The sequence below is a fragment of the Micromonospora sp. NPDC000442 genome (genome assembly GCF_042898635.1).
Taxonomy (GTDB): Bacteria; Actinomycetota; Actinomycetes; order Mycobacteriales; family Micromonosporaceae; genus Micromonospora.
This window is the reverse complement of the sequence record NZ_JBIAYZ010000004.1, coordinates 1-19,520: the sequence shown is the minus strand read 5'-3', so window position 1 is coordinate 19,520 and position 19,520 is coordinate 1. Positions and strand designations below refer to the sequence as shown.

Genomic DNA, 19,520 nt, shown 5'->3' with positions numbered 1-19,520 from the left:
TCACGGCGTCTCCTCGTAGCGGGCGGCGAAGGCGGCGGCGCGGTCGCGCAGGACGGTGCGCAACCGAGGCGGCGACAGGGCTTCCGCACCCATGCCGAGTTGCCACAGCGCCCACTCGGCGTGTCGTAGGTCCTGGAAGGTGACCTCCAGCCGCAGCCAGCCGGCTGCGTCGGGCTCCTCGGCGCGTACGGCCACCGCAGTGCTCAGCAGGTCCTCCCGTCGCGTCTGGTGCACCCGCACCAGCACGGCGATGTGGTCGCTGGACAGGAACTGCGCACAGCGTTCCCGCCAGGCCCGGTCGAGATCGACCCGGCTCGGTCGCTGTGCCGGTTCGGGGAGTTCCTCGGCGGCCAGCATCCGCGACAGCCGGTAGGTGCGGTCCTCGCCGGACTTCGTGGCCAGCAGGTAGACCCGATCGCGTACGGTGACCAGGCCGATCGGGTCCACCGTGCGCCACCGTGCTGGTTGGCCGGTGGCGGCGTAGTGGATGCGTAACTTGTGTCCGGCCAGCACCGCCCACCGGACCACGATCATGGTCATCTCCGGCACGTCCTCGGTGACCGACCGGCGGGAGAGCAGATCGGTCTCCGGCTCCACGAGAAACCGCTGGGTCACGTCGCTCACGGTGGCCCGATGGCTCTCGGGCAGCGCGTCGACCACCTTGCGCATGGCCGAGGCGAGCGCCGACCCCAGGCCGAACATCTGCTCTCCGCGCGCCGATCCAGCGGTCAGCAGGGCGACGGACTCGTCGTGGTTCAGTCCGGTGAGCTCGGTCCGGAAACCGGGCAGCAACGCGAAACCGCCGTGCCGCCCGCGTTCGGCGTAGACCGGGATGCCGGACGCGGACAGCGCCTGAATGTCGCGCAGCACGGTACGGGTGGACACCTCAAGCTCACGGGCCAACGCGTCGGCGGTCAACCGCCCGCGCTGCCGCAGCAGCAGGACCATCGATACCAGTCGTTCTGCTCGCATCGGAGAACTTTATTCGAATACACGACAAAGGGTGTCGTGATTCGTTGGCAGCATCCTCACCGCGTCGTCCGTGATGGCGTGCGGACTACCGACCAACCGAATGGAGCAGATGTGGCGACGGAACGCACGGCGGTCAACCCGTGGACGTGGTCGGCGGAGCTGGGGTTCAACCAGGGGGAGGTGGTCTCGGGGCACACCCGGACCCTGTACTGCTCCGGGCAGACCGCGATGAGCGACGAGGGCAAGCCGCAGCACGAAGGCGACATGGCCGCACAGCTGGCACTGAGCATCGACAACCTGGAGGCCGTACTCGCCGGGGCCGGCATGTCCCTGACGAACCTCGTCCGGCTCAACGTCTACACCACCGACGTCGACGCGCTGTTTCCGCACTACGGCGTGCTGGCGTCGCGTCTGGGTGCCGCCGGGGTGGCGCCGACGACCACGATGCTCGGGGTGACCCGGCTGGCGATCCCCGGCCAGTTGATCGAGTTGGAGGGCACCGCCGTCGCGTGAGGTGACTCTCGTCAGCTGATTCGCGGTTCGCGGCTGACGTTTGCGGGGGCGGGCCGACGGCCCGCCCCCGCAAACGTCACATCTGGTGCTACTGCTTCTCCGACTCGCCCTGCGCCGACCGCTGGCTCGGCACCGTGGACTCCTCGGACTTCCAGTTGGTGGAGGCCGGCGGGATCTCGTCGGTCAACGGCCCACCCTCCCGCGCGTCGTCCCGCACCGGCGGCTGGTCGACCCGGGTCGGCGCCGGGTCCGCGGCGGCGTGCCGGGCCACGGTGGCCGGGGTACGGCTGCGGGAGACCAGCAGCCCGACGAGGATCAGCACCAGGCCCAGTACGGCGAGCCCGAGCGGTGCGAACACTCCGAGGATGTTGAGCTGGTTCCGGCTCTCCTTGGCCCGGTCCACCGAGGACGCCACGGTCTCCTCGTTGTAGGCGAAGTCGGCGTCCAGCAGTGTCACCGGGGTGCCCGTGTTCGGCACCAGCACCTTCTTCTGCTGCTCCCGGACCTTCAGGTAGGAGCCGGTGACCGGGTCCACCCAGACCGTACGGGTGTTGCTGTAGACGACGTCACCCGACGTCGAGCCGGGGGCGAGCGCACCGAGCAGCAGTGCCACCCGGTCGGTGGCCAGCGGCAGCTTCTCGTCGGTGATGACCTGCTCGTACCGGTACGCCTCGATGCCGTTGATGTCCTCGGTGCCCTTGAACTCGGCCATCCGGGTCTGCCGCAGATCCCGGTCGAAGACCTCGTAGTTGCCCTTCGCCGAGTTGAACGGGAACTTGTAGACCTGGCCGGCGAAGGTGACCTTCTCCGGCGTGCCGCTCTCGTCGAGGAACTGCTCGTTCCAGTCGACGGCCGCCGCGGAGACCCGGTCCAGGGCCAGCTCGGCACCGTACGCGCTGACCAGTTCCTTGGAGTCGGTCCGCTCGACGGTCTGGCCGACCCGCCAGACCACCGCGTCACCGGCGAGGTCGCCGCTGAGCGCCGCGGTCTTGGCACGCTCCGGGGTGACCTGGACGGTCGACCTCAGGTCCGTCTGATCGACGATGTCGACCGCGCCGTTGGTGATCTGCAGGAACGTCGCCGCCCTGGCCTCGGCCACCGACGTCGACGACTCCAGGTCGTAGGGCAGTTTGGTCATCGCGGGCTTGACGACGAACACCAACCCGGCGGCCAGCGCCAGGAGCAGGACGCCGCCGCCGAACAGCACGGCACCCACGGCGCGGTGCTTCATGTTTCCTCCCTGAGGAGCTCAATATCGTCGATGTCAATCAGTGGGATGGCCGCGAGGTTACTACCAAGTCACATAGCCACGCGACCCCCGGTCAGCTCTGATTTCTCCACCGCACCGGGCTGCCGTTCGCCAACCCTGCGCAGTACGAGCACGAAGTTCCACGCGGCCACCTCCCGAACGCCGGGCACCCGGATCACCCACCGCGCCCACCAGGGGTGATAGCGCGGCAACGCGTCCAGCACCTCGACGTCACCATTGCCCCGCGCCCAACGCAGCGTGTCCGCGATCGAGACCGGGAACAGCGTCTCCCGGTAGCGGTTCTTCGGCGGTCGTCCCATCCGCCGTTCGTAGCGACGGCGGGCCCGGTTGCCGCCGAGGTAGTGCCAGGGCGCGGTCTCGTGGCCGCCCCACGGCGACAGCCAGGGGGTGTACGACACGAAGATGAGCCCGCCGGGCCGGGTCACCCGTACCATCTCGTCGAGCATCCGGGGCGGCTCGGCGACGTGTTCGACGACGTTGGACGAGAACGCCACATCCACGCTGCCGCTGCGGATCGGCAACGCCGTGCCGCTGCCCCGCAACATCCCCGCCACCGACTCACCGGCCGCGGAGAAGTCCCCGACGTCCGGATCCAGCCCGAGGTAGCGGGCGCCGGCCGCGCGGAAGGCGGCCGCGAAGTAACCCGGGCCGCCGCCCACGTCGAGCAGCGTCCGGCCGGCCAGCTCGGTGTAGCCGGACACCTGACGCACCGAGTCGGCGGCCAGCAGGCCGTAGAAGTGGTCGGGGTCGGTCTGCTCCACGAGGAACGCCCGGAACAGGGCCACCGACCGGCGCAGCGAGGCGAAGCGGCGCCGCTCCGCCCGCCGCGTACGGTCGTCCGCTGCCGTCACCGCGCCACCGTCCCGTCCTCGTCCTCACCCCGGCCGGCAGCCGCGTCCGGCAGCCCACCGGACGTGCCCGGCGTCACATCATGCGGGATGGTCGGACCGGGGCGTACACCGGGGACCGGAACGACCGCGGCGACCACCGCGCCGATCGCGACCAGCATCGCCGCCTGCACCCACGACCGGTACGCCCAGTCCTGCCCGTGGCCCTGCAAGCGACCGGCCACGGCGGTCACGGTGGCCACGGTCAGCCCGCCGAGCACCACCACCGGCAGGGCACGTACCGCCAACTGCCGCAGCAGCATCGCGGCCAGCACGATGGCCACCGGAAGCACCCCGCCCAACACGGCGAGCAGCATCACCAGCAGCACACCGATCGCCCAGGCCGGCGCCTCGGCGGCGATGGCGTCCGCGGCGTCCCCGCCGGTCACCACCCGGCGGCGCACCGGCCAGACGGCCAGCACCAGCACGCCGACCACCGCCACCGCGCCGGCCGCCAGACCGCCCCGGTACGCCCGGTCGGGGGCGAAGACGAGCCGGACCTCGCCGCCGGAGCCGGCCGGCAGCACCCATGCCTGCTGCCACCCGTCCACCCGGGAACTCGCCAGCGTCTCTCCGTCGAGAGTGGCCGTCCAGCCGGCGTTGGCGTTCTCCGGCACCACAAGCAACGCCTGCTCACCGGCGGCAACCCGGACGGTACGGTCGGTCGCCGCCCAGTCGAGCACGGTCACCTCCCGATGCCGGGGCCCGGAGTCCGCGTCGTCCTCGGGCCGCAGGGTCGCGTCCTGGACGACGAACCCCGCCGACGGCGAGGTGGCCAGCCGGTGCCCGCCCGCCGGCAGGTCCAGCACCGCGCCGTCCTCCCCGCAGATGCGGACCGGCACCGGCCGTCCGGCCAGCACGTCCGCCAGGCTGGCGGAGACCGAGGTGTCGTATCGGAAGCCGCCCAGTTCGACGGTTGGTCCGGTCCCGCAGCGCTCCACCACCCGGATGTCGGTGTCGACGGGGCCGAGCAGGCTCGCCAGTGCCGGGATCTCCACCTCCGCGATGCCGGCCGTGGCGGGCCAGCCGTTGCCCCGCAGATCCGCCAACCGGTGCTCGGTCTCCCGCACCACGATGTCGAGCCGGTCGGTACGCACCGCCGGGAAGCTGACCGTCCCGTCGGCCTCGACCGGCACCTGCACCTCGCGGCCGGGCGTGTGGATTTCCACCTGCCGTGGAAGCGATCCGATCGGCAACTGGCTGCCCCGCAGCCGCAACCGGTCGATGCGACGCGCACCGGACCAGCTCAGCTTCAGGGTGGGACGTAGGTCCCCGGTGCCGGCGAGCCAGGCCGTTGCCGGGTCACCGTCAATTGCCGCGTACGCGGCGACCGCCGGGTCACCGCTCAGTCGGGACGACGAAGCCGCCCGCACCTTCGTACCGGAGAGCGTCAGCTCACCACCCGGACGCGGCACCGCCGACAGCTCCATCCGATACGTGCCGGCGGCCGGGTTACGGAACAACCGGTCCAGGCCCAGTGGCTCTTCACCGACCCGGGCCAGGAAGCGGTCGCACCGGATCACCGTGCCGTCCGGGCCGGTGGACGCCCCGCCGGAGCCGCCAGCGGGCACCGGCTCCGGGCCAATCTGCTGCGCCGGATAGCACGCCGGCCGGTCCGCCGGTCCACGGCTGAACGCCCAGCTGGCCGGCGTCGACAGACTGTCCGGCAGATCTGCCGGAGCCCGCAGCGCCCGGCGCGGTTCGGTGTCCGGGATGGTCAGCTCCTGGATGCCGACGGCACCGTCGAGGCGGCCACCGGCCACCGCCAGCACCGTCACCCGGATCCGGCTGGTGGGGCCGGGCAACGTGTAGTACGAGTGACCGCCCAGCGTGGGCGCCACCTCGTGATCGACCGAGCCCCGATCCGTGGTGAGCCGGAACCGTTCCACCGGCCAGCCCACCGCCAGATCGCTGACGAAGGCGAGTCGCACGCTGTCGACCTGGCGTGGGGTGTCCAGATCCACCTGAAGCCACTGTTCGACCGGTCCAGCCAGCGGCGCCGAGTGCCAGGCCGTGTCGGGCTCCCCGTCGATGGCGGCGAACGGCAGGTGCGAGGTGTCGGCCGGGCCGAGGCTGTCCACGAAGCTCGCGGCCGAGGACGCCGTCACCTCGCGGATGCCCTGGTAGGTCGCGGTCGTCTGGTGCTGCTCGCCGGGGAAGGGAAGCACGTCGAGGGCGACCCGGCGCTGCCGCCCCGCCTCGCTCGCGGTCAACGTCTGGGACAGGTTGTCCCGGACCCGGCCGATGTCGCGTTCCCGGCGACGCAGGCCGTCCGTGACGATCCACCGGTCGCCGACGGCGTCGTCCGGGGACGCGTCCCGGTCACCGGCGAGCACCACGGGTCGGTCCCGTTCCACCACCCCCTGTTCCAGCAGGGGCAGCAGCGACTCCGGACCACCGCTGACCGTCGGCACGTCGGCGGTCAGCACCGCCGAGGCGGTCGGCACCGGCCGCTGCACCTCGTAGACCTCGATCGCCGGTGGGGAACCGGCACCGTCGTCCACCGGGCTGCCGAGTGTCCGGGACAGTGCCTCGGTGGTGCCGAAGGTGGCCACCCGGGCGATGCCGGGCGAGTCGGCCAGCGCCCGACGCAGCACCGTCACCGGCGGCGCGTCCACCTGGGTCCGGTCGATGTCGTTGCGCAGCAGCAGGTGCCGGAAGCCGGAGCGGGCGAGCAGGTCGGCCAGGCCGGCCGAGCCCCGGCCGCTGGCCAGTACCTCCTCGACGGTGTCCATCATCCGGGTGTTGCCCGCCGAACCCAGCGGGATCTGGTTGCGGACCGCCCACGGCGCCTCGGCCAACGCCTGCAACGGCTCGTCGACCGTGCGTCCCCAGTCGTACTGCCCGAAGCCGGAGCCGGGTATCACAAGCGTGCGGGCCAGCGCGTCGCGGTCGGCCAGCCAGGTCGCCGCCGATCGCCAGTGCGGCGGCAGGTCGGACCAGCCCGGACCGGGGCGCAACAGGCCCAGCCACGCCGGTGCGGCGGCACCCAGCACGAGCAGCAGCACCGGTACGAAGACCAGCGGACGCAGCCGGATCCCGGGCCTACGGCGGGCCAGCGCGTGATGCATCCGGGTGGCCACGGCGTCGACGCCGTGCGCGAACCCGAGCATCAACGGCAGCCGCAGCACCGGGTCGAGCTTGTGCACGTTGCGGAACGGCGCCAACGGGCCGTCCAGCAGATCGCGGACCAGCTCGGAGACCGGGCTGTCCACCGCCCCGACGTAGCCGATGGTGAGCAGGGTCAGCCCGGTGAGGAACCCGGTCACCAGGAAACGCCGCTGGGGCAGCAGGTTGCCGGCCAGCCCGGCCAGCCCGATCAGCGCCACCACCGCGGTCAGCGCCATCAGTACCGGGTGGTCGATCAGCAGCCAGCCCGCCGGCCACCACGGCTCGCCCTGCACGATGTACGCGACCCATTGGTTGGTGCCGCGTACCGCCTGGAACAGCGAGGCCACCGCGGTGGTCGTGGTGGACGACTCGATGTAGTCGAGGAAGGGGAGGCTGTACTGACCGAGCAGCAGCAGCGGCACGATCCACCACAGGCAGACCGCGACGACGCTGGCGCACCACCAGGCGACCAGACGTACGTGCTGCGCGTCCCACCGTCGGGTGAGCAGCCAGACGCCGGGCAGCAGCAGCGCCATCAGCACCACCGCCGCGTTGATCCCGCCCATGCCGAGCACCGCCAGGGCGGAGAGCGCGGCGGCCCGGCGCGGAGAACCGATTCGGCGTACGGTCACCAGCGGCAGCAGCACCCAGGGCAGCATCGAGGCGGCCAGCGTCTCCGAGGAGAGCGCACCGACCTCGGTGAGGATCCGCGGGGCCAGCGCGTAGCCGAGCGCCGCCGCGTACCGGGTCGGTTCGGTGCCGATGTGCAGCGCCCGGGCCAGCCGCAGCAGGCCGTAGAAGGCGGCGGCCAGCAGCAGTGCCGTCCACAGCCGCTGCGTGATCCACGGCGGTACCGCCAGCCACTGCCCGGCGGCAAAGAACGGTCCCATCGGGAACAGGTAGCCGTACGCCTGGTTCTGCAACTCCCCCGAGGTGGCTTCCGGGTTCCACAGGTGCAGCGCCCGGGCCATGAAGTGGATCGGGTTCGCGGCCAGGTCGAGTTTGGTGTCGAAGGTGACCTGACCGGGCCGCTGGCCGAAGGCGATCGCGGTGAGCAGCAACAGCGACAGCAGCGTGCCGGGCGAGCGGCGCAGCCGCGCCGGCATTCCCCTCATCGGCGGCACTCCGGTGGCAGGCAGCTCAGGTCGGCCAACGCCGAGAAGAAGATGCGCCGCATCCCGCCCGGCTGCTCGGTGACGAAGACCCGCCCGCCGGTGACCTTCGTGATGGCCTTCAGCTCCTCCGGGTCGATGTCCGCGCCGAGACCGATGAAGATGATCGGCAGGGGGCGGCGTGGTTCCTGCAACCGCCTGAGTTCGGCCAGGAAGGCGGCCCGCCCGACGGTGTCGTCGTCCTCGTTGCGCCCGTCGGTCATCACGAGCACCAGGTTGATCCGGCCCGGTGTCCAGTTGCGGCGCGCGTCGCGGTACGCGGCCAGCGTGCTGTCGTACAGCCCGGTGCCACCCTGCGGCTTGACCCGGATCTCAGCCAACGCCTCGGTCAATCGTTTGCGCTGGCCACCCAGTGGGCGCACCGGCAGGACCTCGCGGTAGTCCCGGTCGCCGTCGACCTTGGTGGAGAAGGCCCAGATGCCGAGTTCACTGTTGTCCAGCAGCAGCGCCGCCCCCTCCCGAGCGGCCCGCACCGTGGCGTCGAGTCGGGTGCCACCGGCCGGTACCGGCGCGGCCATCGAACCGGAGATGTCCAGCAGGGTGAGGATCCGGGCGCTGCGCTGTACGCCGCTCCAACCGGTCAACACGTCGCTGACCGTCTCCTCGGCGGGTAGCGGCACCGGACGGCGTTCCTCGGCCCGCAGGCGGTCGTCCTCCGGTATGGCCGGCGGAAAACCGGCTGCGGTCCGGAAACCGTAACCGGCGAACACCTCCCGGGCCTCGCCGGTCAGCAGCGTGTCGAGGAACGCGCCGGCGGCGTCGCGGGCCTGGCCCTGCGCGGCGGGCAGCACCGCGTACGGCAGGTCCAGCCACGGCACGTCGACCTCCGGGTACGCTGCGACCAGCTTGCCGGTGGCCGCCAGCGCGTTGTGTTCCAGCACCGCCTGTTCGCTGGCGGCGACCACGCTCACCCGGCCGGGCAGGTCCTGATTCGGGGTCAACGAGCTGGCTTCCTCGGCCGGGCTGAAGGTCCGCTCGGCGAGACGACGCAGCGTGGCCGCCACGGTCGCGGCCGAGTCCCGGTTGTCGTCGGCCAGTGCACGGGCGCCGAGCAGGGCACCGACCCCGGCCGGGTCAGCCGCCGGATCGGGCAGCCCGACCTGGACCGTTCTCGCCCGGGTACCCAGGAGCGACGCCCAGTTCAGCGGCTTGTCGGGCCAACCGGATCGACGCGCGACCCGCTCGGTGACGGCCAGCACCACCGGGGTGGTCGCCACCGACGTGCCCTGTCCGGGTACCTCGAACGCACCGGCGGCACGGGCCCGGCGCAGCCAGAACGTCGACTCCGGCAGCCACGCGTCGGCGACGTCGCCGTCGTTGGCGAGTTCCCGGGCGACGGCCGCCGACGGACGGGCCTGCACCTCGACGGACACGCACGGTTGATTTCCGGCGTTGGCTCGGGCCACCCGGTCGACTGCCGGGGCGATCACCGGCGCGGCCACCACTCGGAGTCGAACCTGTTCGACGCAGGTCGGGGTGCCCCGATCGGCCCGGATGTACGCCACCGCCGCCCAGCCGGCAAGCAACAGCACCAGGGCGGCACTGAGCAGCACCACCGGTGAACGGTGGGACAGGACGCGCGCCGGCGCGGGACGGTCGGCAACCACCGCCGCCTCACCTCCTCGTCACGCCTGCGGACGATGTCCCACCGCAGGTCACAACACCTGCCGCAGCGAGATCGGCCACCAGACACCGGGCATCGCACGCGGTTGCGCTGCACACCCTGCCAAGGTTTCCGCCCGTCGGCAAACCCCCCGTCCACGACCCGTTACCGGATCGTCGCCCGCCGGATCTGCCCATTGCGCAGCCGGGCCGGACCGCCCTAGGGTGGCGCGATCGTGCTCACTTACTCACCAGTAGGAGCAGCGTGGACAACACCGACACCCCCTCCCGCCACGTCCTGTTCCTCAACTGGCGAGACACCACCAACCCCGAGGGCGGTGGCTCGGAGGTCTACATCGAGCGGATCGCCGCCGAGCTGGTCACCTTCGGTCACCGGGTGACTCTGCTCTGTGCCGCCCACGGCAACGCCGGACCGGCCGGAACCACCGAATCCGGCGTACGCGTGCTGCGTCGCGGCTCCCGGATGACCGTGTACCTCCGGGCGGCGCTGATCTGCCTCGCCGGCCGGTTCGGGTTGGGCGCGCTGAGCCGGCGCGGTCTCGGCCGTCCGGACCTGATCGTCGACGTCTGCAACGGGGTGCCGTTCTTCGCCCCGCTCTACGCCGGGCGGCCGGTCATCGCGCTTGTCCACCACGTGCACCGGGAGCAGTGGCCGGTGGTGTTCGGGCCGTGGATGTGCCGGCTCGGCTGGTGGATCGAATCCTGGCTCGCGGTACGCATCTACCGACGGTGCCGCTACGTCACGGTCTCCGAAGCGACTCGCGCCGAGCTGGCGGCCCTCGGCGTCGACGCCGAACGCATCGACGTGGTGCCCAACGGGACCCCTCCGGTGACCGGCCCGCTGCTGCCCCGCACCCCCAACCCGTCGCTGCTGGTACTCGGCCGCCTGGTTCCGCACAAACGGGTCGAGATCGCCCTGCGTACCGTCGCCGAGCTGGCCCCGGAGCTGCCCGAGTTGGAGCTGGTGGTGGCCGGGCAGGGGTGGTGGGATGAGCCGCTGCGCGAGCGGTGCGCCGCCCTCGGGATCACCGACCGGGTACGGTTCACCGGCTTTGTCAGCGAGGAGGAGAAGCACGCCCTGCTCTGCTCCGCCTGGCTCGCGCTCACCCCGTCGCTCAAGGAGGGCTGGGGTCTGACCATCGTGGAGGCCGCCGCACGCAGCACCCCGACCGTGGCCTTCAGGTACGCGGGCGGGGTCGCCGAGGCGATGGTCGACAGGGAGACCGGCCTGCTGGTCGACGACGAGCAGGAGTTCACGGCGGCCGTTCGGGAACTGCTCGCCGACGATGTCCGGCGCAAGGCGATGGGCGAGGCGGCCCTGTCCCACGCGGCCCGCTACACCTGGACGGCGACCGGTGCGCGATTCGCACAGCTGGTCGCGGCGGCAACCGTCCGCACCGGCTGACCGGCCGACCAAGCCGGCTGATCAGACCCGCTGATCCGGCCGGCTTGATCGGCCGCGCTCAACCCGTCGACCCCGGACACGACGGAAGGCGCCCGCATACCGCGGGCGCCTTTTCGCCGTTCGAGGTCAGCGCGTGCCGTACAGCGGGGCCTCGGTCTGCTCACTCACCTTGGTGTTGGCGGCCTCCTTGGCGGACGGGCTGAGCACGTTCGCCAGACCGACGCTGCCGAGCATGCCGAGCACGACCCCGAGTACCCCGACGGCGACGAACGCGGGCAGGTTCCTCATCCACCTTCTCCTTCCGCGGGACTCGCGTGCCGGGACGCTACCACGCGGTAGCACCATCGCGCAGTGCCCGAAAAAACGAGTGCCAGCACCACCGTTCCGGCCAACAGATGCGCCAGGCCCACCGGGCCGGGGTGGCTCGGCCGCGCTGCCGGCCGCCACGCCGGATTCTCGTACAACGTCAGCTCGTCACCGCCGTACACCTGTCGCAGTCCGGCCAACGTCGCCGGGTTCGGGGTCGGGCCGGCGGCGCGCTGCACCAGCACCCAGCGTGGACCCGCCGCCGCCACCGGCTCGCCGGCCGCGAGCAGCTCACGCAGCCGGGCGGCGCGAGGGTCCTCCCCGGCGACCGCCGTGTCGTCCACCCGCAGCGTGTCGTCGATCAGGACCGGCACGCCGAGGTAACGAGGCGCCGGGTCGATCACCACCCGGCCACCGTTCCACGCGTAGCTCTGATACTCCTGGAACGGCAGCGACACCACCTCGCCCGGCCGCTCGTCGACGAGCCGCGCCACCGTCTCCCAATCCGCCGGCCACGCCACCGGCCACAGCCGTCCCGCCGCGCCGACGGCAAGATCGGGCAGCACGGCCAGCGGCAGCAACGCCGCACCGGCCACCAGCACCCGGCCGGTGGCCAGGTCGAACCGGGCCGCGAGGCGTCCGGCCAGTCGCTCCGCTCCGAGCGCCCCGACTACCGCCAGCAGCAGCACGTACGGCACCAGCAGTTTCTGCCCGTCGCGGAGCAACCCGGCACCGGGCACGGCGGTGACCAACCAGCCCAGCAGACCGGCCCCGCCGGGCAGCGCCCCGAGCGCAGCGCCCAGCCACGCAGCGACCGCCAACAACCCGAGCCGACCGACGACCGGCCGCGACCAGCGGCGCCACAGCACCGGCACGCCGTATCCGGCGACCGCCAGCACCAGCAGCGTCGCCAGTGGTATCAGCCATCCGCTGCGGGAGGCCGGGGTGGCCTGTCCGTTCCAGATACCGCCGGTGCCGGCCAATGCCACAAGCGGCCCCGCCCAGTTCTCCGATCGGGCGGCGAAGACCGCCACTCCGGCCGGGTCGGACCGGCCGGTCCCTGTGCTGACGAAACCGGCCACCAGCCACGGCGCGTTCAACAGCACCGTCGTACCCACCCCGGTCAGCGCCGTCCGGGCCGCCCCCGGGTACCGCCCGACCAGCAGCACGGTGACCACGACCAGGGCGAGCAGCCCGCCGGTCGGGGTGATCGCGGACGCCGCCGTCGCCAGCAACAGCCGGCGCAGGGCACCCCGCTCGCCATCACGCACCCCGATCGCGGCCCGCACCAGCCAGGGCAACGCGGCGTACGCGACCAGCAGCCCCCACTGCCCGATCAGCAACCGCTCGGCCAGGTACGGCGTCCACGCGTACCCGAGTGCGGCCACCACCCGCACCCCGACCCGCTCCGTCGGCACCAGCCGCGCGGCACCCAGTGCGGCCAGGTAGAGAATCGCCACCAGCACCAGTCGTTGCAGCAACCACCCTGGGAACAGCTGCGAGGCCAGCGCCACCACGGCGTCCTGCGGGACGGCCCGGGGCAGGGCCGTGGCCGGGGCGATCACCTCCCAGCTCAACGCCGGCCGGGGCACGAAGACCATGTCGTAGCGCAGCACGTACCCGGGCAGGGCCAGCGGTGCGAGCACCACCGTCGTCACGGCGGTGGCCACCGCGTGCGGCACCAACCTTTCCCGCATCCGTCGACCTCACCAATGCCGGTGCGCGGCGATCGGCCACGCTGGTGGCGGCCACTGTACGCGGCCGTCATCGGCCCGATGACCATCGAACCATCCGTTGACCTGATGCAAGGCGCGACGGTCGGTGTGGCAGTGTTCCCGCCATGGCGTCGAACCCTTCTCCACCTCCCCTTACGGTCGACCGGGCCGCTGGGCCGGACGCGCCGCGTCCGGGCCGGGTTGGTGAGGGTTCGTCGATGGCCGCGGACGGTACGTCCGTGGCGGACCGCACCGGCGGTCGGCTGGGTGCGGACCGGATCCGGACGGTGGCCCTCGCCATCGTCGCGCTAAGCGTGTTGTGGCGTGCCCAGGTGGCCTCGCGCGGCTTCCTGGCGGCCGACGACTACGTGATGATCACCCAGGCGGCGGAGTCCGACCTGACCGTCGAGCACCTGCTCACCCTCTACAACAACCACCTCATGCCCGCTGGCCGGCTGCTCACCTGGCTGATCACCGAACACGTCGGGCTGGCCTACTGGCCGTACGTGCTGCTGATGGCGATCGGCCAGGCGATCCTCGGCATCACCTTCTTTCAGCTGCTGCGTCGACTGCTGCAACCGTCCTGGCTGTTGCTCCTGCCGCTCGGCGCGCTGATGTTCAGCCCGCTGACCCTGGAGGCCACGTCCTGGTGGGCCGTCGGGGTCAACATGCTGCCAATGCAGATCGCCATGGTGCTCGCGGTAGGCGCGCAGGTCGGCTATGTGCAGACCCGGCGCAAACGGCATCTGGTGACGCTGGCCCTCTCCGTCCTGCTCGGCCTCGTCTTCTTCGAGAAGGCGATCCTGGTCGTGGCGCTGGTCTTCCTGCTCACCGCCGCCCTCTACGCCGACGGCGGCTTCTTCCGCACCGTCTGGACCACGATCCACCGCTGGTGGCCGTCCTGGTTGCTGCTGACCGCGCTTTCCCTCGGCTTCCTCGCCGCCTACCTGAGCAACTCGGAGTCTTCCCTGCGGCGGCCGACGTCGGTCGGCGAGGTGTTCACGTTCCTCAGCCAGATGCTCGGGTCCACCGTGATGCCGGGCCTGGTCGGCGGGCCGTGGCGCTGGTTGGGAGCCGGCGATGGCGCACCGGTCGCGGCACCGCCGGAACTCGGCAGATGGGTGGCCTGGACGCTGGTCGTGGCCCTGATCGTGGCGACCGTACGCCGTCGTCGTCGCGCCGGCCGCGCCTGGCTGCTGCTCGGGTCGTACCTGGTGCTGGTGGCGGGCATGCTGGCCGCGACCCGGCTCGGCTCGACCTTCAGCGGGGTCGCCGGCGGCGTGCCCCGGTATGTCAGTGACGTCGTCGTGGTGGCCGCCATCTGTCTCGGTGTCGCCGTGGTCGGGCTGGCCCGGCCGTCCCGGGTCTCCGGCAGGACCCAACCGGCCAACCCCGACACACCGCCAGCGAGACCGGGGGCCCACCCGGAACCAGCGGAGGTGACGCCTCCGGAGCACGCCGGCCCCCGGCCCGTGGCCGCACCGGACGCCGGCTCGACCGCCCCGGACGCCGGCTCGACCGCCCCGGACGCCGGCTCGACCGCCCCGGACGCCGGCTCGGCCGCGCCGCCGGCCGGCTCGGCCACACCGGTGCTCGCCGAGTCGGTCCGGACCGGAGCGCCGAAGCAGGTGGTGGCCAGGCTCGGCGTCATCCACGCCGAAGCGCCCGTCGATCCCGAGCCGGAGCCAGCAGCAGCAGCCGAGCCTGCCGAGCATGTGCCGCCTCCACGGACCGCCGACCCGGTGCCGGATGACGAAACCGGGCGGGTCGACCCCCCGAGTCCGGTCGCCAGCCAGCACCCGGCCGGTGGGCCGGATCCGGGCGGCGCGACGGCTCCAACGCCGTCCCCGCGCCGGGCCGTCGAGCAACCGGCCGAGCCGGATCGGCGACCGCTGGCCGCCGACTCGCCTCCTCCTCCCGGGCTGCTCGGTCCGCTGCCCGAGCGTTACCGGGAGGCGGTGCACGTGGTGCTGGCCCTGGTGCTCGTCGCCGTCTGCCTGGGCACCGTGTGGACCACTTCCCGGTACAGCGACGAGTGGGCGGCCAAGTCCGGCAGGTCGTACGTCGACACCGTCCGGATCGAGATGGCCAGCGCACCGCCTGGCACGGTGTTCTTCGACGGCCCGGTTCCGAACGAGGTCGTTCCCGACCTGTCCTGGCCGTACAACCTGCAGTCCCGGTTCTTCCGCGCCTTCGGCGCCCGGCCGACGTTCGTGGACGAGGCCGACAACCTGTCGGTGCTGGACTCCCTCGGTCGGATCCAGGTGGCCACGGTCGTCGGTAGCACCGTCCAGCCGGGGCCGCAGGAAGGCTGCGGCTACCTGGTCTCCGGCGGGCAGAGCGTACGAATGCCGCTGAACGAGCCGCGCCAGGACTGGCACTGGGTGGTCCGGATCGGCTATCTCAGCTCGGCTTCCGGCACGGCGACGCTGCGGCTCGGCACCGGCACCGGCACCGCCGAGTTCCCGGTCAAGAAGGGCCTCAACCAGCGATTCTTTCGCATCGTCGGCGGCGGGGACTCGGTCGAGTTGACCGTACACGGGACCGACATCTCGTTCTGCACCAACGAGATCGCGATCGGCAACCCGGCGCCGAAGCCCGAGTAGGTCCGAGTCGGCATGGCCCAGACCACGAGCAGGGACGTCGCACGGTTGCGACTCGGCGCGGCGGGTGCCGCGGTCACCGTCGCGACCGTGGTGACCAACGCGCTGGCGTACGTCGTCCCGATGCTCGGTGCGCGCCGGCTCAGCGCCGCCGATCTGGGCGCGCTGGCTACCGTGCTCGCGCTGGCCGCGATCGCGGCGGTACCCGGTTTCGGTCTACAGATCGCGGTGGCCGCCCACCGGGCCCGTAGCGGCACCGGTGACACCTCCCGTCTCGGGTTGCGAACCGCCGCCCTCACGGCTGGGGTGACAGTCGCCGCGGCGCCGGCGTTGACCGTCGCCCTGCGGCTGCCGTTGGCACTCACGCTGCTACTCGCGACCACCACGTTCGCCACCGTGCTCAGCGGCCGGTGGCTCGGAGAACTCCAGGGCGACCAGCGTTTCCTGCGGCTCGCCGCGGCGATGGTCGCGGTGGCCGTCGGCCGCTACGGCGGGCTGGTCGCCGGGCTGTTGCTCGGCCGGGGACCGGAAATGTGCCTGTTCCTGGCGACCCTGACCGGTCTGCTGGTGCTGCCGCTCCTGGCCCGTCTCGCCAGTTCACCCGAATACCCGCGACCACCCGAACCGGCCACGTCCGGCCGGCCTGACGTCGAGGCGACCGGAACGTCCGCTGCCCCGAGCACCGCTGCGCAGCGACTGGGGGCGCGGCAGGTGATGACGGCGTGCGGAGCGACGCTGGCGATGCTCACCATCTCGTACGCGGATCTGATCCTGGCCCGCCAACTCCTACCGGTGGCCGCCTCCGGTGCGTACGCCGTCGGCGCGGTACTCACCAAGGGTGCGCTCTGGGCTCCTCAGGTGGTCACGCTGCTGGTGCTGCCCCGGTTGGCCCAGGGCGATCGGCGGGCCCGACTGGTGGCGTTGGCGCTGATCCTGGCCTGCGGCGCGGTCCTGGTGGTCAGCTCAGCGGTCGCCGGTGAGCTGGCCTTCCGGCTCGTCGGCGGTGCCGACTACCTGCACCTGGCCGGAACGGCTCCGATGTTCGCGGCCGTCGGGGCGCTCTACGCGGTGGTGTTCATGCTGGTGAACGATCGGGTGGCGACCGTCGCCCGATGGCCCGCCGCACCGCTGTGGCTGGCAACGGCCGGGTTGGCGGCCGGAGCCGCATTGATCGCGCCACGCACGGTGACGGGGGTGTTGACCTGCTCACTGACAGTCGCCGCCCTGGCTGCCCTGGTGATGGCCTGGCTGGTGTTCGGACGCAGGCGACGCTGACGCGCGGGACATCCGACCGTCACCGGGAGTGAAAATTCGGGACGCACGCCACGCCGAACGGGCGCGACTGGCGATCCATGTCGACTCGGGCTGCCGGGTGGTGGTCTGGTTGGCTACCGTAGTTCTCTTCCGGAGTAGGATCCCCGGCTCCGCATGCGGTATGTCGCTAAGAGGTAGTTGTGACGCTGTACGGCGAAGAACGTCCCCCGCCGGCCGATGACCGGCCCACGGTGCAGGTGACTGCGGTCAACTGGCCGATCGAGGAGCCGGCACGCCCGGCACCCGTCCCGCCGGGCGGTGACCGGCCCCGGTCTCGCCGGTTCCGGCTGCTGCTCGCCTCCGGCGTGGCCACCGCCGTGCTCGGCTCGGTGGGTGCGGTGGCCGTCTGGGCGTACGCGGGCGACGTGCCACGTGGCACCAGCGTGCTCGGCACCGAACTCGGTGGGCGCAGCCGGACGGACGCGGCGCGGGAGTTGCGGGCGCAACTTGACCGGCGGGCGGCCGAACTCCAGGCCCCCATCCAGGTACGCGTCGGCGAGCGGACAGCTGAGATCAACCCCGCCGAGGTGGGGCTCACTGTCGACGTGGACGCCACCGTGGCCGCCGCCGCCGCGACGAACGCTCACGCCGTGGACCGCCTGGTCGGGTCGCGGGAGGTCGAGCCGGTTGTCTCGGTCGACGTGCCGAAGCTGGAGACCGCCCTGACGAAGCTCGTGGGCGACCAGGGCCGGAAGATGACCATGCCGGCGATCACGTTCTCCGGCACCAAGCCGAAGGTGCGCTACCCGAAGCCCGCCCTCACCATCGACCCGGAGCACTCCGCCGAGGCCGTAAAGGAAGGCTGGTTGAGCGGGCAGCCGGTGACCGTCCCGCTGGTCGAGAACCATCCGGCCACCACCGCGGAGGAGGTCGACCGGCTGGTCGCCGAGCTGGCCAAGCCGGCGGTGGCGGCACCGGTCAAGCTGACCACCGATCGTGGTTCGGTCACCATCCCGCCGGAGGCCATCGCGAAGGGTCTCCGTTTCAAGGCTGACAAGACCGGAAAGCTCACGCCCAGCGTGGACGTCAGGAAACTGCGGGCCGCGCTCGGAGACAAGCTCGGCACCGTCGAGGTGGCCCCGAAGGATGCCACGATGACCATCTCCGGCGGAAAGCCGAAGGTGGTCGACGGGCGGGCGGGCAAGCAGGTCGACACCGGCAATCTCGGCCCCGACCTGCTCGCCGTGCTACCACGCGACGAGGGTCGTACGGTCTCCGTCGAGCTCAAGCCGGCCGAGCCGAAGCTCACCGCGGCGAAGCTCCGTGGCCTGGGGATCAAGGAGAAGGTTTCGTCCTTCACCACCAACTTCACCGGCGGGCTCTCTTCGCCGCGCAGCCAGAACATCGTGACGATCGCCAACGATGTGAAGGGCACGGTGGTGCTGCCCGGCGAGACGTTCTCGCTGAACGGTCACACCGGCGAACGCGGCTACGCGCAGGGCTACCGTGACGCGCCGGTGATCCTCGACGGCAAGCTGGTTCCGGGGGTCGGCGGGGGCACCTCGCAGTTCACGACGACCCTCTTCAACGCCACGTACTACGCCGGCCTGGAGGACGTCGAGCACAAGCCGCATTCGTACTACTTCAGCCGCTACCCGGCGGTCATCGAGTCGACCATCTTCTGGCCCAACCTCGATTTCAAGTTCCGCAACAACACCGACTACGGCGTTCTGATCGACACCTCCTACACCGGCAGTTCGGTGACGGTGTCGATCTGGAGCACGAAGATCTGGGACAGCGTGAAGACCCAGTACGGCCCCCGGCGGAACATCACCTCGCCGAAGACCGTCTACCTCGAACCAGGACCGAGCTGCATTCCCGCCAACGGCAGCCAGGGCTTCACGCAGGACGCGTTCCGGGTCATCAAGAAGGACGGCAAGGTCGTCAAGCGGGAGAAGTTCAGCTGGACCTACAGCGCGGAACCGCGCTTCATCTGCGCCAAGGAACCTGCCTGACGCCCGCCGGGCACCAGCTTCGTCACGGGCCCCGCCAGCTTCGCGCCGGCGGGGCCCTTCCCTGCGGTACGCCCCAAGGCTGACGCCGCGGCCGACTTCGGTGTCGTCTCCGGAGGATCCGCGCCTCCACGCTCTTACCCTGCGGTGTCGCGGAGAGGCAGGTTTCCGGCTGCCGGAGCAAGGCCCGGGCGTGCCACATACCCGGCTGGCGTGTTCGTCGAGATGCGCCTTGCCGTCATCGTAAGGGCGATTGTGCGGTGCCCGCGTATGCGGCTGGGCCGCTTTCCCGGTCCCACCGGCCCCGATGGCACTCGCCACACCGCGGCGTGTCGTAACGCGGAGATCGCGGGGCCGGGGACCCGGTGCCCTGGAACGCGTTTAGGGCCACCCTGTGGGTGGCCCTAAACGGGAAGAATGTCCGGCGGTGTCCTACTCTCCCACACCCTCCCGGGTGCAGTACCATCGGCGCTGGAGGGCTTAGCTTCCGGGTTCGGAATGAGACCGGGCGTTTCCCCTCCGCCATGACCGCCGTAACCTTATCAACATGTCAAACAACACCAACACCAACTGCTTGTCGGGGTGTTGTTTGTTTGTTGTGAGTTACACAGTGGACGCGAGCAGAATCTTTGTGAGCAAGTCCTCGGCCTATTAGTACCGGTCAACTGAACCCGTTA

Annotated in this window: 12 protein-coding genes and 1 rRNA gene; 5 read left to right on the top strand and 8 right to left on the bottom strand. The window is 71.5% G+C overall.

The genetic code is table 11. The features are described from left to right. Positions 1-972 carry a helix-turn-helix transcriptional regulator gene (locus ACFY2A_RS07100; protein ID WP_387169531.1) on the bottom strand — a complete coding sequence of 324 codons (972 nt, stop codon included), beginning with the start codon at positions 970-972 and terminating at the stop codon, positions 1-3. 111 nt (positions 973-1,083) lie between these two features. On the opposite strand from ACFY2A_RS07100, the gene ACFY2A_RS07095 reads away from it, so the two are divergent. After that, entirely contained in the window at positions 1,084-1,485 is a 402-nt protein-coding gene (locus ACFY2A_RS07095) for a RidA family protein (protein WP_387169529.1), read from the top strand. A gap of 88 nt (positions 1,486-1,573) precedes the next feature. On the opposite strand, the gene ACFY2A_RS07090 is transcribed toward ACFY2A_RS07095, so the two are convergent. From ACFY2A_RS07090 to ACFY2A_RS07075, 4 genes are all read right to left on the bottom strand, one after another. Next, positions 1,574-2,716 (bottom strand): DUF3068 domain-containing protein, encoded by a 1,143-nt coding sequence (locus ACFY2A_RS07090; RefSeq protein WP_363917752.1) that lies wholly within the window; start codon positions 2,714-2,716, stop codon positions 1,574-1,576. A gap of 68 nt (positions 2,717-2,784) precedes the next feature. Next, positions 2,785-3,606 carry a class I SAM-dependent methyltransferase gene (locus tag ACFY2A_RS07085; RefSeq protein ID WP_387169527.1) on the bottom strand — a complete coding sequence of 274 codons (822 nt, stop codon included), beginning with the start codon at positions 3,604-3,606 and terminating at the stop codon, positions 2,785-2,787. Further along, positions 3,603-7,868, bottom strand: coding sequence for an alpha-(1->3)-arabinofuranosyltransferase (locus ACFY2A_RS07080; RefSeq protein WP_387169525.1), 4,266 nt, complete (start codon positions 7,866-7,868; stop codon positions 3,603-3,605). The genes ACFY2A_RS07085 and ACFY2A_RS07080 overlap by 4 nt, the downstream gene beginning before the upstream one ends. Next, on the bottom strand, positions 7,865-9,481 hold the full coding sequence (locus ACFY2A_RS07075; protein ID WP_387169523.1) for a substrate-binding domain-containing protein: 1,617 nt from the start codon (positions 9,479-9,481) through the stop codon (positions 7,865-7,867). Before ACFY2A_RS07075 ends, ACFY2A_RS07080 begins: the two co-directional genes overlap by 4 nt. A 311-nt stretch (positions 9,482-9,792) precedes the next feature. Here ACFY2A_RS07075 and ACFY2A_RS07070 point away from each other — a divergent pair, with 311 nt between their 5' ends. Beyond that, complete coding sequence (locus ACFY2A_RS07070) at positions 9,793-10,953, top strand: glycosyltransferase family 4 protein (protein WP_387169521.1); 1,161 nt, start codon at positions 9,793-9,795, stop codon at positions 10,951-10,953. 126 nt (positions 10,954-11,079) lie between these two features. Here ACFY2A_RS07070 and ACFY2A_RS07065 read toward each other — a convergent pair whose 3' ends face one another. Together ACFY2A_RS07065 and ACFY2A_RS07060 are read right to left on the bottom strand one after the other, a co-directional pair. Continuing rightward, positions 11,080-11,241: a hypothetical protein gene (locus tag ACFY2A_RS07065; RefSeq protein WP_164449583.1), complete on the bottom strand. Its 162-nt coding sequence runs from the start codon at positions 11,239-11,241 to the stop codon at positions 11,080-11,082. Further along, positions 11,238-12,956, bottom strand: a complete 1,719-nt coding sequence (locus tag ACFY2A_RS07060; protein WP_387169519.1) for a hypothetical protein — start codon at positions 12,954-12,956, stop codon at positions 11,238-11,240. Before ACFY2A_RS07060 ends, ACFY2A_RS07065 begins: the two co-directional genes overlap by 4 nt. Positions 12,957-13,192: 236 nt before the next feature. Here ACFY2A_RS07060 and ACFY2A_RS07055 point away from each other — a divergent pair, with 236 nt between their 5' ends. The 3 genes from ACFY2A_RS07055 to ACFY2A_RS07045 all read left to right on the top strand — a co-directional run bounded on the left by ACFY2A_RS07055 (position 13,193) and on the right by ACFY2A_RS07045 (position 18,846). After that, positions 13,193-15,580: a hypothetical protein gene (locus ACFY2A_RS07055; RefSeq protein WP_387169517.1), complete on the top strand. Its 2,388-nt coding sequence runs from the start codon at positions 13,193-13,195 to the stop codon at positions 15,578-15,580. A 12-nt stretch (positions 15,581-15,592) separates the two neighbouring features. Then, positions 15,593-16,852, top strand: coding sequence for a polysaccharide biosynthesis protein (locus tag ACFY2A_RS07050; RefSeq protein WP_387169515.1), 1,260 nt, complete (start codon positions 15,593-15,595; stop codon positions 16,850-16,852). Positions 16,853-17,031: 179 nt separating this feature from the next. After that, positions 17,032-18,846: a VanW family protein gene (locus tag ACFY2A_RS07045; RefSeq protein WP_387169513.1), complete on the top strand. Its 1,815-nt coding sequence runs from the start codon at positions 17,032-17,034 to the stop codon at positions 18,844-18,846. Between the two features lie 416 nt (positions 18,847-19,262). Here ACFY2A_RS07045 and rrf read toward each other — a convergent pair. Then, a 5S ribosomal RNA gene (rrf, locus tag ACFY2A_RS07040) occupies positions 19,263-19,379 on the bottom strand. Positions 19,380-19,520 lie beyond the last annotated feature (141 nt).

Coding starts and splice junctions, on each gene's coding strand:
- ACFY2A_RS07055 (WP_387169517.1), top strand. CDS start 13,193: ATGGCCGCGGACGGTACGTCCGTGGCGGACCGCACCGGCGGTCGGCTG.
- ACFY2A_RS07065 (WP_164449583.1), bottom strand. CDS start 11,241: ATGAGGAACCTGCCCGCGTTCGTCGCCGTCGGGGTACTCGGGGTCGTG.
- ACFY2A_RS07060 (WP_387169519.1), bottom strand. CDS start 12,956: ATGCGGGAAAGGTTGGTGCCGCACGCGGTGGCCACCGCCGTGACGACG.
- ACFY2A_RS07090 (WP_363917752.1), bottom strand. CDS start 2,716: ATGAAGCACCGCGCCGTGGGTGCCGTGCTGTTCGGCGGCGGCGTCCTG.
- ACFY2A_RS07100 (WP_387169531.1), bottom strand. CDS start 972: ATGCGAGCAGAACGACTGGTATCGATGGTCCTGCTGCTGCGGCAGCGC.
- ACFY2A_RS07050 (WP_387169515.1), top strand. CDS start 15,593: ATGGCCCAGACCACGAGCAGGGACGTCGCACGGTTGCGACTCGGCGCG.
- ACFY2A_RS07080 (WP_387169525.1), bottom strand. CDS start 7,868: ATGAGGGGAATGCCGGCGCGGCTGCGCCGCTCGCCCGGCACGCTGCTG.